Origin of the sequence: Nocardioides alkalitolerans DSM 16699, from assembly GCF_000426525.1 — a bacterium.
Lineage (GTDB): Bacteria > Actinomycetota > Actinomycetes > Propionibacteriales > Nocardioidaceae > Nocardioides > Nocardioides alkalitolerans.
Genome location: NZ_AUFN01000010.1, coordinates 984,022 through 997,347, shown reverse-complemented (window position 1 = coordinate 997,347; position 13,326 = coordinate 984,022). Strand labels below are relative to the sequence as shown.

The window sequence follows — 13,326 nt, the reverse complement described above, 5'->3', positions numbered from 1 at the left end:
CCGACCCGTCCGATCCGTCCAGCAGCCCCACCCCGAAGGAGCCCACCATGAGCGAGACCCCCCGCTCGGCCATCCACCCGCCGGTCAGCCAGGTCCGCGTCGCCGCCGTCCAGTCCGACCCGCAGGTCGGGCTCGAGAACAAGGAGGCCAACGTGGCCGCCACGCTCGAGCAGATCCGGGAGTGCGCCGCCGAGGGCGCCCGCCTGATCGTGCTCCCGGAGCTGGCGAGCACCGGCTACTCGTTCGACACCCGCGACGAGGCGTACGCGCACGCCGAGCCGGTGCCCGACGGTCCGACGTGCACCGCCTGGGCGGAGCTCGCCCGCGAGCTCGACGTGTACGTCGTGGCCGGCATCGCCGAGAGCGACGGCGTCCACCTCTACGACACCGCCGTTCTCATCGGGCCGGAGGGCTTCATCGGGAAGTACCGCAAGACGCACCTCTGGAACCGCGAGAAGCTCATCTTCACGGCCGGTTCGTCGTACCCCGTCTTCGAGACGCGGATCGGGCGCATCGGCCTCCTCGTCTGCTGGGACATCTGGTTCCCGGAGGTCGCCCGCATCCTGACGGCGCAGGGAGCGGACGTCATCTGCTCCGTCAACAACTGGGTCTGGACCCCGCCGCCGCTGTTCGACGACGCCGGCAACTGCATGGCCAGCTACCTCACGATGGGCGCCTCCCACGTCAACAGCGTGCCGATCGTCGCGGCCAACCGCGTCGGCGGTGAGCGGGGCGGCAAGTTCCTCGGCTGCTCGCTGATCACCGGCGTGAACGGCTGGCCGACCTCGCGGATCGCCGACGCCGAGAAGGAGGAGGTCCTGTACGCCGACCTCGACCTCGTCGCGTCCCGCTCGGCCGTGGTGTGGAGCGAGCTGAACGACCTGCCGCGCGACCGTCGTACCGACCTCTACGACCCCCTGCTCGGCTACACCGGCGGCACGCCGGTCGTCCGGTGAGCCGGTCGGTCGCGACGCGGGAGCGCGAGGAGCTCGCCCTTCCCGGGCTGCTGCTCGGCGGCGCCCTGGTCGTCGGTGCGTTCGGGGCCATGGCAGCCGCGCTCTCGGCGGTGCCGACCGGGAACCAGGGCATCGCCGACTACCCGGAGTGGCTCGCGGCGGTGCCCGACGACCTCGTCACCCGGCTCCAGTGGGTGCTCGGCGACATCACGGAGCCGCAGTTCTACAAGTCGTGGATCGCGTCGCTCGGGCTCCTCGTGGGAGCGACCGTGGGCTGGTGGGCCTTCCGGACGAAGAAGCGCTGGGCGGGGGAGCCCATCGCCTACGGCTCGGGCCTCTGGCCGTGGATGCTCGGCGCGGCCGGCACCAGCCTGCTGCTGTCGAACCTGCTCTTCGCGGGTCGGCTGGCGGACGGCTGGCAGCCCACCTTCGTCCCGTTCGTGTGCGTCGCTCCGGCGGTCGTGCTGATCTACGGCCGCGGGTGGTCGACGCTGCTCACCGGCGCGACCCTCGGCGTCGTCACGACGCCGCTCGCGATGCTGCTCATCGACGTCGTGACCGTGCCCCTCGAGCTGCCGGCGGTCGTCGCGAACACCGCCTCGATGAGCATCGGCACCGCGGCGGTGTTCGTGCTCTGCCGGTTCCTGCCGTGGATGACGCTGCCCGTCGCCGCGCCGGAGTCGCAGGAGGAGACGGCGGCGGCCGAGACGAAGGCCCCGACCCTCGTCAGCGACACGGTGTGGATGGTGCGCCGGGTGATCACCGACTTCACCGAGACCCAGTTCTACGCCAATGAGTGGGCCAGCCTCGGGCTGATCGCGGGCGCCGTGGTCACGACGCTGCTCAACCCGGAGTTCGCGTCGTACGGCAGCGGCCTCCTGCCGCAGATCATGCTGGCGCAGGCGCTCACGTCGGCGGTCGGCATCGTGCTGTGGCGCCACCTCTACCGCGGTGGCGGCTGGGCACCGACCTACATCTCGCTCGTGTCGGTGACGCCGGCGACGGTCCTCGCGTACGGCGACAGCTCCCTGGCCCTGGTTCTCGGGGCCGTCGCCGGGGCGGTGCTGTGCCCCGTCATCGCGCGGCCCGTCTCGAACGCGCTGCCGCACGACTTCCACCCGTTCATCGGCAACACCGTCTCGATGGCCGTCGCCACCTCGATCATCGTCCCGGTGATCGGCCTGGTGGTCTGACGGAACCGGGCTCCCGGTCGCGATCGCGGCCGGGACCCCGGTGCGCTCGCCGTCGATCTGGGGCACGCTGGGGTGATGAGGACCGGGACCGCGAAGGACGAGCACACGCTGGTGATCGCGCGGGCGCCGGCGGCGGGACCCGCGTGCCTGACGGGCGCATGAGGGGCCTCGCGCTCATGCTCGTGGCGCCGGTCCTCCTGCTGTCGGCGTGCGCGGTCGGTGACCAGGCCAAGCCGGGCGGAGGGACGACCAGCAGGCTGGAGACCGAGTGCAGCGCGTCGTTGCGCGCGCTGGCGTCGTACTCGGACATCGTCGACGACCTCGACACCCCGCAGTTCGTCGCGACCCTGACGGCCTGCGGCTCCGCGGACGAGTGGCTCGCGGCGGCCCGGTGGCACCCGGAGTCCGTCGGTGTGGCCGACCCGGACAAGGTCGACACGCGCCGGCTCGACGCGGCCTGCGCGGTGCCCGACCGTCAGCGGACGCCCGTGTGCCGGGACCTCGCCGGGTGAGCGGCGCAGCGCCCCGCGGTCAGGGCAGCGGGCAGACCGCGCCCTCGATCGGCTCGAACACGGCCTCGCCGTCGGCGAGCCCGGTGATCGACGCCCCGGTGTCACCGACGGCGTAGCGGCCGGTGCCGAGACGGCCGGGACCGACGCCCTCGGGCCGGCCCGTGCAGTCGATGACGACGTAGTAGCCGCCCTCCTCGTCGTACTCGCTGCGCACCGCCTCGAACACGGCGTCGAGGTCCTCGAGGGTGTCGGTCTCGACGGTGAGGTCGGTCCCGAGGTCGGACTCGGTCACGTCGACGACCTCGTACGGCGGGGCGTCCGGCGCCTCGGGCGTGGGAGTGGCGTCCTCGCCGTCGCCCCCGCTGCAGCCGGCCAGAGCGAGCAGGGCGGCCAGGGTGACGGTGGTCGTCGCGAGCGTCTTCACGGGGGGCAACGCTAGCGATCAGACGGCCGTCGCGTGACCGGATCGCGGGTCGACGCGCGACAGCCCGGTGCCTCGCTCCTGCCCACGCATGCCGTCCGACGCGCAGCCACCGGCCACAGATAGCTCGGCACACAGAAACAGCCGCCCCCGGCGACGTTCGTGCCTAGGCTCCCGGCTATGGACAAGCCGCCCGCCCAGGAGCGCGCCGAGCGCCTGCTCTTCATCGCCGTCGTCCTCGGGATCGCGGGCGCCGTCCTGCTCGGTGTCGGCGCGTCGAGCACCGACGACGGTGCGATCGTCGCGCAGATCCTGGGCTATGTGGCCCTCGTTGTGGGAGGAGGTGTGATGCTCGTCGGCGTCGTCGCACTGGGTGTGCAGCTCGGCGTCACCGCTGCCGACCAGCAGAAGCACATGGAGCAGTACCGGCCCTCGGGCGAGTAGCGGTGGTCACCGCCCATGGCGGGCGCAGAGCCACCAGCTGACGGGTGACGTGCCTCCACTCCGTCACGGTTGCGGAGGCCACCGACCCCACCGGCCGGGTTGAGAACGTGGAGCTGCGCGACGACGCGGAGCTGCTCCCGACCAGGCTCTTGCTCCGGCCCGCGACCGCCGAACAGGAGCATCCGTGACCCGACCCCCGACGGAGGAACCATGAAGACGTCCGTGACTGCTCTGCTGGCATCGACCGCGCTGCTGCTGACGGCGTGCGCCGGCGCAGACGAAAGCGAGGATAGGCGCGTCGCGCCAACCCAGGACGTGACCTCGTCTGCCGCCACGGGTGACGACCGGATCTGGCCGAGCGGCAACGCGCTCAGCACCTACCGCGACAACGAGTCATACCCGTGGCGGGTCAGCATCGTCGACAACGAGGGTGCGCTGCTGACCGGGATGCAGTCCGTCTCCTCGCACCTCGAGCAGCGTGACCTCAGCGACGTCCTCAACACGTGCGACGCCATCTCCCGCGGCATCGGGGGCGACCAGCTCGTCGACCAGACCATTCAGCGCTTCTCCGGGTCTGTCGCTGTCGACGCCGCCCAGGCCGCCGAGCTCATCGAGCTGACGAGGGACTTCGCGTGCCCGGACCTTTGACCGACCTGATCGAGCAGCGGTGGTGAAGCGCCGACGAGTGGCACTTGCTCCACGTCAGCAGCGTGTGACGGGCGACCAATGGGGATGCGCCAGCGTCTAGCGGCCCCGTGGGGACCGAACGGGTTTCCGTGGGGTTTCCGTGGGGCCGCCCGGCTTGGACGGCCCCGCAGCGGCTAGAGGCCGCGCCGTGGGTGCCCCCGACAGGATTCGAACCTGTGACCCGCGGATTAGAAGGCCGCTGCTCTATCCAGCTGAGCTACGGAGGCCGGTGGATCCCCGGATCGCCTGCGGGCGAACGGATCCGGGTGTCAGTATGGCGCACCGCCACCCCCGGATGCTCGGCCGAGGGTGACCCCTCTCGTCACCCCGACCTGGAGAACAGCCGTGCCCGACGCGCCGTCCTACCCGCCGCCCGGCCCGACCGACAGCCCCGGCCCCGACCCCCACGCGCCGTTCCGCCCGCCGACCTCGTCGGGTGCGTCGTACGCGCCGTCCTACCCGACGCAGCAGCCGGTGCCCCACGCCCCGTACGGCGGGCCCGGCTGGCAGCAGGTGCCGCCGCACGCGCCCCAGCAGAAGCCCGGCGGTGCCGTCGGCGTCGTCGCGCTCGTGCTGGCCTGTGTGCCCCTCGTCGTCACGAACATCGTGGGCATCGTGCTCGGCATCATGGGGCTGGCTCGTGGGCGGGAGGGCCGCGCCGGGTACGGGACGTCCCTCGCCGCTGTCGTCGTCGGCACGACGGTGCTGTCGCTGTTCTCCGTCGTCGGCCTCGTCGTGGCGCTGGGCGCCGAGGACGAGCCCGGCACCACCGCGGGCTCCTCCGGCGACGACGGCGACAGCGGGTCCGGCCCCGCGGACGACGTCTGGGAGGACGACCTCCCGGAGTGGGAGCGCCCCGTCGACATGGCGGTCGCGACGACGGCGTTCGGCGACCTCCAGCCCGGCGACTGCTACTGGGACGACGGCTTCTGGGAGGCGATGTATCCGGACGCGCCCGAGGAGGTCGACGTCGTGCCGTGCGACGAGGTGCACGGCTTGCAGGTGCTCGGCAGCTACGAGCTCGACCTCGAGGAGTGGCCCGGCCGGATGGACATGTACGACGAGACCGACCTGGGGTGCGGTGATCTCTTCTTCGAGCTCACGACCGAGGAGTACGTCGACGCCTACGAGACGTGGTGGGTCGGCTACGGGCCGGACCGCGACGCGTTCGAGGCCGGGGAGCGCGCCGTCACCTGCGTCTTCGTGCACGACGAGCTCATCGACGAGTCCGCCGTGCTCCCGTTCAACCGGGGCGCCTGACGTGCTCGGCCGGCGCGAGCGGCGCTGTACCCCTCCCGTGCCGAGCACGGACTACGTGACCTACGGGTCCGGCTACACGCCGCTCGAGGGCAACAGCTGGAACCGCACGACGACCTCGAGCCCGCTCGCGGTGCTCGCCCTGGTGCTGGCCTGCGTGCCGCTCATCGCCACCAGCTTCCTCGGAGCGGCCCTCGGTGTCGTCGGGCTCCTGCGCGGGCGCGACGACCCCCGGGGCGGGTGGGGCGTGTCGCTCGCCGCGGTCGTCGTCGGGGTGCTGCTCGGCGTGGCCGTGCTCGCCGCCCTCCTGGCCGGGATGGAGGCCGAGCGCGACCGCAACCGCGGTGACTTCGGGGCCGGGACGCCGGGCGTCGCCGGCGCTCTGGGGAGTGCTCCCCACGCCTGAGGAGACTGCCGTCACAGGGTCTGGGGGAGTTCCGCCGAACCCCGCGCGCGGCCGTCGTCCGCGCCGTACCGTCTCCGCGGTTCCACCCCCAGCGAGGAGATCAGCGTGAGCGAGCAGCACCCGCCGCCCGGCGGCCCGGTCGACCTGTCGGGGCACCACGACGAGCCGACCCCGCAGTCCGGGCCCGGGGAGTGGTCCTACGCTCCGCCGTCGTCCTCCACGGGGGCGCCGTGGCAGTCCGCACCCGACCAGGGGTACGGCCAGGGGTACGACCAGGGCTACGGCGGCGGCTCCGGGTACGGGCAGGGCTGGGGCCAGGGCCAGCAGTGGCAGCCGCAGCCCCGCAAGCCCGTCAGCAAGCTGGCGGTCACGGCGCTCGTGCTCGCGATCATCCCGGTGACGTTCCCGATCGGCCTGGTGCTCGGCGTCGTCGCCCTCGTGCGGTGCGGCGGCGGCAAGCGCGGAGGCTGGGGCGTGGCCCTCGCTGCGGTGCTCGTGGGCGTCGGGTGGGCCGTGATCGTCGGGCTCAGCGCCGCCATCTCCGCGTTCTCGTTCTCCGAGGACGCGGAGCGTGACGAGTCGGGCTCGGTCGTCTCGGCCGACACGATCGACGTCTTCGCGCTGCGCGTGGGCGACTGCTTCAACGACGACTCCCTCTTCGGCGACAGCGCCGACGAGTACGAGGAGGTCATGACGGTCGACGTCGTGCCGTGCTCGGAGGCGCACGACGCGGAGGTCTACGCGCTGTTCGACCTCGAGGGCACCGAGTACCCCGGCGACGACGAGGTCTTCGAGCTGGCCGAGGAGGGCTGCGAGGAGGAGCTCGACGCGAGCGGCGTCAGCGACGAGGTCTACTACGAGGCCTACGTCAACTTCCTCTCGCCCACGCGGGACAGCTGGTTCGGCGGCGACCGCGAGATCGCGTGCATGGCCTACTTCGACGACCGCACCACCGGCTCCATCCTTGACGCCCCGTGACCGGGCGCCCCGTGACGAGTCGTCGGCCCGCGCCCGCGCGGCCTATCCTTCCGCGGTGAGCCAGCCGCAGCACCCCGGTCCCGAGCACGGCCCCGACGGCCCGGGCATCGACCCCGACGACCTCGCGACGACCCTCCGGGTGCTGAAGCAGGTCTCGACCCTCCACCCCGCGCACCCCGACGTCACCACGGTGAAGCGGGGCGCGTCGTTCATGTACAAGCTGATCAAGAAGACGCGTCGCGCCGAGATCCGCGAGACCCGCCAGTCGCACGACCAGGCGATCATCGAGAGCACCGCGACGGGTTCCGCGCTGCGCATCGACGACGAGACCGCGGGCCTCCCGCTGGTCTCCACCGCGGCGGGTGCCTTCGCGGGCGAGCTGATCACGGCGCGCGGCTGCTACATGTGCAAGGAGGACTTCACCCTCGTCGACGCCTTCTACCACGGGCTCTGCCCGCGGTGCGCCGCGTTCTCCCACACGAAGCGCGACCAGCGCACCGACCTCACGGGCAAGCGCGCGCTGCTGACCGGTGGCCGCGCCAAGATCGGGATGTACATCGCGCTGCGCCTCCTGCGCGACGGCGCCCACCTCACGATCACGACGCGCTTCCCGCGCGACGCGGTCCGCCGCTTCTCCGCGCTCGAGGACTCGGGCGACTGGCTGCACCGCCTCAAGGTCGTCGGCATCGACCTGCGCGACCCGACCCAGGTGATCGCGCTCGCCGACGACGTCGCCGCCGCGGGTCCGCTCGACATCCTGGTCAACAACGCCTGCCAGACCGTACGGCGCTCGCCCGGCGCCTACAGCCAGCTGCTCGAGATGGAGAGCGCGCCGCTCCCCGAGGACAGGCCCCTGCCGGAGATGGTCACCTTCGACCACATCTCCGAGGCCCACCCCGCCGCGATCGCCGGCGCGCTGGGCGACGTGGCCGTGGCCCACCACGAGGGCGAGTCGTCGGCCCAGGCACTCGCCGCCCACAACGCCGCCAGCCTCACCGCGCTGGCGCTGCGGGCCGGCAACGCCAGCCTCGAGGCCCACCTCGCCGGCACCGCCGTCGACGCGGGCGGGCTGCTGCCCGACGTGCAGGTCAACAACTCCTGGACCCAGGTCGTCGACGAGGTCGACCCCCTGGAGCTGCTCGAGGTGCAGTTCTGCAACTCGATCGCGCCGTTCCTGCTGATAAGCCGGCTGCGCCCGTCGATGCGCGAGGCCGTCCGGCGAGGTGCGCGCCGCGCGTACGTCGTCAACGTCTCCGCGATGGAGGGCCAGTTCTCGCGCCGCTACAAGGGTCCGGGCCACCCGCACACCAACATGGCGAAGGCGTCGCTCAACATGCTTACCCGCACGAGCGCGGGCGAGATGTTCGAGACCGACCAGATCCTCATGACCGCCGTCGACACGGGCTGGATCACCGACGAGCGCCCCCACCACGAGAAGCTGCGGATCGCCTCGGAGGGCTGGCACGCGCCGCTCGACCTCGTCGACGGCGCCGCTCGCGTCTACGACCCGATCGTCCGCGGCGAGGCGGGCGAGGACCTGCACGGCGTCTTCGTGAAGGACTACGAGCCCAGCCCCTGGTGACCCGTCGGGGCCCGCGTCGTTGACGCCGGCATGGACACCATCGCCCTCCACGTCCTGCTCGTCGAGCAGATGACGCGTGCCGTCGACGAGCTGGTGCGGCCGACGGGCACGGCCCGCTCCCGCTTCGTCGACCTCGGTGTCGAGGGCGCCCTGGCGTGCGACGTGCTGAGCGACGACGGCCGCGTCTCCGCCGACCGTGGGTCGGCCCGCCGCGCGCGCTGGGCCACGTCCGTCTTCTGCGAGCTGGCGGAGCCCGACCTGGACTCCGGCACGCGCCACCACGTGGCGATGGCGTGCGAGGTCGCGGTCACCCGCTTCGGGCGACTGGTCCGCGGCACGCGCTGACCCCCTCCGGAACCCGCGCGGCGCCGCCCGCGCCGTACGGCGTGGCCTCAGGGCAGCAGGCTGCCCATCCACGCCTCGACGTCGGCCGCCGTACGGGGGAGCGCGGCCGAGAGGTTGTGGGCGCCGTCGGCGGTGACGAGCACGTCGTCCTCGATGCGGATGCCGATGCCGCGCAGCTCCTCGGGCACGAGCAGGTCGTCGGCCTGGAAGTAGAGGCCGGGCTCGACGGTGAGGCACATGCCCTCGGCGAGCTCGCCCTTCGGGTAGACGTCGGTCGAGGCGCGGGCGCAGTCGTGCACGTCCATGCCGAGCATGTGGCTGGTGCCGTGCAGGGTCCAGCGGGCGTAGACGCGGCTGTCGGGGGAGAGGGCCTCCTCCGCGGAGACGGGCAGCAGGCCGAGCGCCTCGAGCCCGTGCGCGAGCACCGACATGGAGGCCTGGTGGATCGACTGGAACGCGACGCCCGGCCGCACGGTGTCGATGCCGGCCTGCTGCGCCGAGAGCACCAGGTCGTAGAGGTCGCGCTGCAGCGGCGTGAACGTGCCGTCGACCGGCAGGGTGCGGGTCACGTCGGCCGTGTAGAGGTTGCGGTTCTCCACGCCCATGTCGAGCAGGATCAGCTGGCCGGGCAGCACGGGGCCGGTGTTGTCGATCCAGTGCAGCGTCGTGGCGTGCGACCCGGCACCCACGATCGAGTCGTAGCCGAGGTCGTTGCCCATCGTGCGGGCGCGCCGGAAGAAGGTGCCCTCGAGCCAGCGCTCGCCGTGCTCGCGGACGCGGTCCCACTCGCGCACCGAGTCCTCGAAACCCAGCGTGGTGATGTCGCAGGCCTCCTGCAGCTGGTCGACCTCCCACTCGTCCTTGACCAGGCGCAGCTCGGAGGCGACGCGGGCGAGCTCGTCGTCGCGGCCCTCGTCGGCGGGCACGAGCGCGTCGACGCGGGCGTCGAGGCCGCGGTGCACACGGGTCTTGCCCGCCTGGGCGAGCACGTCGGGCAGCTCGTCCACGTGGCGCACGGGCAGGCCGAGGGACTGCTCGAGCTCGGCCAGGGAGGGGCGCTCGCCGGCCCACAGCGCGCCGTACTGGCGGTCGCGAAAGAACTCGTCGCTGTCGCGCCCGGAGCGCGGCCGGGCGTAGAGCACCGCCTCGCCGTCGGTGACCACGAGCGTGCCGTCGGTGGTCTGGGCGCCCGAGAAGTAGGTGTGCGCGGTGTCGGGGCGGAAGCGGTAGTCCGTGTCGTTGGAGCGCACCTTGAAGGTACCGGCGGGCAGCACGAGCCGCTCGCCGGGGAACGCCTCGGCCAGACGGGTACGGCGGGCGGCCGCCCACGGCACGACCGGGTGGGGCGGGACCTCGCGCTCGACGTCGGCCCAGCCGGTGCGCATGAAGGCGGCGTACGCCTCCGGGACGGCCGGGTCGTGGGTCTCGACCTTCGGCTCGGCGGCTGACCCGGTGGACCCGGTGGGCTCGGTGGGCTCGGTGGAGGTCTCCTCGCTCATGCGCGCCACCCTACGCCCGGCCCCGGGAGCGGGTCGGGGGAAGCGGGCCGGGCGAAGCCCCTGCTCAGATAGGCTGAGAGGCATGCCAGCACGCCATCGGGACAACGTCGCCTTCACGGTGATCGTGTGGTCCCTGGTGGGTGTCGGGGCGGTCGGCGTGCTCCTCGTCCTCGCGCTGGCGGGGGCGCCCAGCACGCTCCTGGTGGCCACGGTGCTGGCGGCGCTGCCGGTGGGGCCGGTGGTCGCGACCTACCTCTGGCTCGACCGCTACGAGCCCGAGCCGCGCAGCCTGCTGGTCGCCGGCCTGCTGTGGGGCGCGGTCGTCGCCACCACCGCCGCGATCATCCTGGGCGGCATCGGCGGGCTGGTGGCAGGCTTCGACGACACCCGGGCCACGGTGCTGGTCGCGCCGGTGACCGAGGAGGCCACGAAGGGCCTCTTCCTCGTGCTGCTGCTGTGGTGGCGTCGCCACGAGCTCGACGGCGTGCTCGACGGCATCGTGTACGCCGGCATGGTCGGCGTCGGCTTCGCCTTCACCGAGAACATCCTCTACCTCGCCGCGGCCTACAACGGCACGAACGGGCTGGGTCCCGGCGGCGTCGAGGCCCTCACCGGCACGTTCCTCCTGCGCTGCGTGATGAGCCCGTTCGCCCACCCCTTCTTCACGGCCTTCATCGGCATCGGCGTCGGCATCGCCGTCGGGTCGCGCTCGGGCCTCGTGCGGGTGCTCGCCCCAGTGGTGGGGTACGCCGTCGCCGTCGGCTGGCACGCGCTGTGGAACGGCTCGAGCTACCTGCCCGTCGGCTTCCTCGGCACCTACGGGCTCCTCATGCTCCCGGCGTTCCTGCTGCTCGTGGCCGTCGCCGTCTGGTGCCGCTCCACCGAGCGCCGCGTGCTCACCGCGGCCCTCCACGACGCCGCCTCCCGGGGGCTCCTGCCGGCCTCCGACATCCCGTGGATCGCCGACCTGCGGCTCCGCACGCGCGTACGACGCGACGCGCGCAGGGGTGGCGGGTCGCAGGCCGCTGCCGTCGTACGGGAGTATCAGCAGGCAGCCGTCGAGCTCGGGTTCCTCCATCACCGGGTGCTGCGCGGCACGGCACCCACCGACTTCGTCCAACGCGGCCAGGGGCACCTCAGCCGGATGTCGGCAGCCCGGCCCCAGATCCCGATCCCCGCACAGGTGGTGACCGTCCGATGAACTCCCCCGACCCGGGCCCGCAGCAGACCGCGAAGCCGGACAGCAAGCCGGGCACGAAGCCGGGCGCGTCCGGTGCCTCCGGCACGTCCGGGAGCTCCGCGATGCTCACGGCGCTCGTGCAGCTGCACAGCGCGCTCCAGGCGGCCGTCCTGCCGCTGGAGACCAGGGGCGTGGCCGAGCACCGGACGGCCCAGGCCGACATGGTCGACCAGCTGGAGGACTACGCGATCCCGCGCCTCATGTCGGTCGAGGCCCCGCTGCTGACGGTCGTCGCCGGCTCCACGGGCGCGGGCAAGTCGACGCTGGTCAACTCCCTCGTCGGTCACCGCGTCACCCAGGCCGGCGTGCTGCGGCCGACGACCCGGTCCGCCGTGCTGGTGCACCACCCCGACGACGGCACGTGGTTCGGTCCCGACCGGCTGCTGCCCGAGCTGCGCCGCGTCACGGAGCCCACGACGGACCCGGGCTGCCTCCAGCTGGTGCCGACCGACGCCGTGCCGAAGGGCCTGGCGATCCTCGACGCGCCCGACGTGGACTCGGTCGACAAGCACAACCGCGAGCTCGCCGCGCAGCTGATGGCGGCGGGCGACCTCTGGCTCTTCGTGACCTCGGCGGCGCGGTACGCCGACCAGGTGCCGTGGGAGTTCCTCAAGGAGGCGAGCGAGCGCTCGACCGCCGTCGCGATCGTGCTCGACCGCACGCCCGACGACGCCGTCGAGACCGTCGCGACCCACCTCGCCCGCATGCTCGCCAGCCGCGGCCTCAAGGACTCGCCGCTCTTCATCGTGCACGAGGGCGACGTCGGCACCGACGGCGTGCTGCCGCCCGACGAGGTCAACGACGTCGTCACCTGGCTCGCCAGCCTCGCCGCCGACCAGGGCGCCCGCGAGGCCGTGGTGCAGCAGACGCTGTCGGGCACGATCCGCACGCTGTCGCGCCACAGCCACCAGATCGCCGACGCCGCCGAGGACCAGATCGACGAGGCCCGGCGCCTGCGCCGCCACGTCGACAGCACGTACGACGCGGTCGCCTTCGACCTCGAGCAGACGATGACCGACGGGTCGCTCCTGGCCGGCGAGCTGCTCGCCCGCTGGCAGGAGTTCGTCGGCACGGGCGAGCTGCTGCGCTCGCTCGAGACCCGCGTGGGACTCATCCGCGACCGCATCGTCAACGCCGTCCGCGGCAAGCCCCAGCAGGCCGAGCAGCTCGCCGCCGCGGTGGCGGCCACCGCCGGCGCCGAGATCCTGGGCCACGCCGAGCGGGCGACGACCGAGCTCGTCGCGCACTGGCGCGAGTCCGGGGCGGGCGCGGCGCTGGTCGCCGCCGGCGACCGGCTCGAGCGCCCGGCGCCCGAGGTGGGGCGCGCCTCCGAGCGCACGGTGCGCGAGTGGCAGCGCGAGCTCAACGACCTCGTGCGCGACGAGTCCACCGACAAGCGCACGTCGGCGCGGTTCATGGCGTTCGGCGCCGAGGGCCTCGGCGCCACGCTCGCCGTCGTCGTGCTCAGCGGCGACCCGGCCTCCGTCGGTCGCCAGCTGCTCGACGCGGTGCTCGGCCCGCAGACCACGGCCTCGCTGGTGGAGCGCGGCACGCGCACGCTCAAGGAGCGGGTGCGCGTCGTGATCGAGGGGGAGCGGGCCCGGTACGCCGGGGTCGTCGACCGTCTCGAGGTCACGGAGGACGCGTCCGGCCGGGTGCGCGCGGCCTCCCGCCGGGTCGACGACATCCGCTTCTCCGAGCGCTCGCCGCTGAAGGCCACCCACCGCTGATCCGCGCCTGCCGTGACCTGGCGGTGCCCTAGTCTGGGCGCTGCCACGACGACCGGAGTCTCTCGAGATTTCGCAT

At 73.0% G+C, this 13,326-nt stretch carries 14 protein-coding genes and 1 tRNA gene; 12 read left to right on the top strand and 3 right to left on the bottom strand.

Annotation, left to right across the window (positions count from 1 at the left end; all coding sequences use genetic code 11):
* Positions 1 to 47 precede the first annotated feature (47 nt).
* The 3 genes from K329_RS0105415 to K329_RS0105405 all read left to right on the top strand — a co-directional run bounded on the left by K329_RS0105415 (position 48) and on the right by K329_RS0105405 (position 2,661).
* Positions 48 to 956 (top strand): nitrilase family protein, encoded by a 909-nt coding sequence (locus K329_RS0105415; RefSeq protein WP_052336378.1) that lies wholly within the window; start codon positions 48 to 50, stop codon positions 954 to 956.
* Complete coding sequence (locus K329_RS0105410) at positions 953 to 2,149, top strand: hypothetical protein (protein ID WP_052336377.1); 1,197 nt, start codon at positions 953 to 955, stop codon at positions 2,147 to 2,149. The genes K329_RS0105415 and K329_RS0105410 overlap by 4 nt, the downstream gene beginning before the upstream one ends.
* Positions 2,150 to 2,307: 158 nt before the next feature.
* The gene (locus tag K329_RS0105405; protein WP_028472257.1) at positions 2,308 to 2,661 is read left to right on the top strand and encodes a hypothetical protein; all 354 of its coding nucleotides are present in this window, start codon (positions 2,308 to 2,310) and stop codon (positions 2,659 to 2,661) included.
* Between the two features lie 19 nt (positions 2,662 to 2,680).
* Here the strand turns inward: K329_RS0105405 and K329_RS24785 are convergent, their stop codons facing one another.
* On the bottom strand, positions 2,681 to 3,085 hold the full coding sequence (locus K329_RS24785; RefSeq protein ID WP_043642040.1) for a hypothetical protein: 405 nt from the start codon (positions 3,083 to 3,085) through the stop codon (positions 2,681 to 2,683).
* A 177-nt stretch (positions 3,086 to 3,262) separates the two neighbouring features.
* On the opposite strand from K329_RS24785, the gene K329_RS0105395 reads away from it, so the two are divergent.
* Together K329_RS0105395 and K329_RS0105385 are read left to right on the top strand one after the other, a co-directional pair.
* On the top strand, positions 3,263 to 3,526 hold the full coding sequence (locus K329_RS0105395) for a hypothetical protein (protein ID WP_028472256.1): 264 nt from the start codon (positions 3,263 to 3,265) through the stop codon (positions 3,524 to 3,526).
* Positions 3,527 to 3,736: 210 nt separating this feature from the next.
* On the top strand, positions 3,737 to 4,174 hold the full coding sequence (locus K329_RS0105385) for a hypothetical protein (protein WP_028472255.1): 438 nt from the start codon (positions 3,737 to 3,739) through the stop codon (positions 4,172 to 4,174).
* A gap of 192 nt (positions 4,175 to 4,366) precedes the next feature.
* Here the strand turns inward: K329_RS0105385 and K329_RS0105380 are convergent.
* Positions 4,367 to 4,440 (bottom strand) — tRNA-Arg (locus K329_RS0105380).
* Positions 4,441 to 4,522: 82 nt separating this feature from the next.
* On the opposite strand from K329_RS0105380, the gene K329_RS0105375 reads away from it, so the two are divergent.
* From K329_RS0105375 to K329_RS0105355, 5 genes are all read left to right on the top strand, one after another.
* Positions 4,523 to 5,473 carry a DUF4190 domain-containing protein gene (locus K329_RS0105375; protein ID WP_157571570.1) on the top strand — a complete coding sequence of 317 codons (951 nt, stop codon included), beginning with the start codon at positions 4,523 to 4,525 and terminating at the stop codon, positions 5,471 to 5,473.
* 55 nt (positions 5,474 to 5,528) lie between these two features.
* A complete protein-coding gene (locus K329_RS0105370; protein ID WP_157571569.1) occupies positions 5,529 to 5,876 on the top strand; it encodes a hypothetical protein in 348 nt (115 codons plus the stop codon).
* Between the two features lie 105 nt (positions 5,877 to 5,981).
* The gene (locus K329_RS0105365) at positions 5,982 to 6,854 is read left to right on the top strand and encodes a DUF4190 domain-containing protein (protein WP_028472252.1); all 873 of its coding nucleotides are present in this window, start codon (positions 5,982 to 5,984) and stop codon (positions 6,852 to 6,854) included.
* A gap of 55 nt (positions 6,855 to 6,909) precedes the next feature.
* Positions 6,910 to 8,436, top strand: coding sequence for an SDR family NAD(P)-dependent oxidoreductase (locus K329_RS0105360; RefSeq protein ID WP_052336376.1), 1,527 nt, complete (start codon positions 6,910 to 6,912; stop codon positions 8,434 to 8,436).
* A 30-nt stretch (positions 8,437 to 8,466) separates the two neighbouring features.
* The gene (locus K329_RS0105355; protein ID WP_028472250.1) at positions 8,467 to 8,781 is read left to right on the top strand and encodes a hypothetical protein; all 315 of its coding nucleotides are present in this window, start codon (positions 8,467 to 8,469) and stop codon (positions 8,779 to 8,781) included.
* 47 nt (positions 8,782 to 8,828) lie between these two features.
* Here the strand turns inward: K329_RS0105355 and K329_RS0105350 are convergent, their stop codons facing one another.
* On the bottom strand, positions 8,829 to 10,280 hold the full coding sequence (locus tag K329_RS0105350) for an aminopeptidase P family protein (protein WP_028472249.1): 1,452 nt from the start codon (positions 10,278 to 10,280) through the stop codon (positions 8,829 to 8,831).
* An 82-nt stretch (positions 10,281 to 10,362) separates the two neighbouring features.
* Here K329_RS0105350 and K329_RS0105345 point away from each other — a divergent pair, with 82 nt between their 5' ends.
* Both K329_RS0105345 and K329_RS24780 read left to right on the top strand, forming a co-directional pair.
* On the top strand, positions 10,363 to 11,481 hold the full coding sequence (locus K329_RS0105345; RefSeq protein ID WP_028472248.1) for a PrsW family intramembrane metalloprotease: 1,119 nt from the start codon (positions 10,363 to 10,365) through the stop codon (positions 11,479 to 11,481).
* On the top strand, positions 11,478 to 13,250 hold the full coding sequence (locus K329_RS24780; protein ID WP_245596440.1) for a dynamin family protein: 1,773 nt from the start codon (positions 11,478 to 11,480) through the stop codon (positions 13,248 to 13,250). Before K329_RS0105345 ends, K329_RS24780 begins: the two co-directional genes overlap by 4 nt.
* Positions 13,251 to 13,326 lie beyond the last annotated feature (76 nt).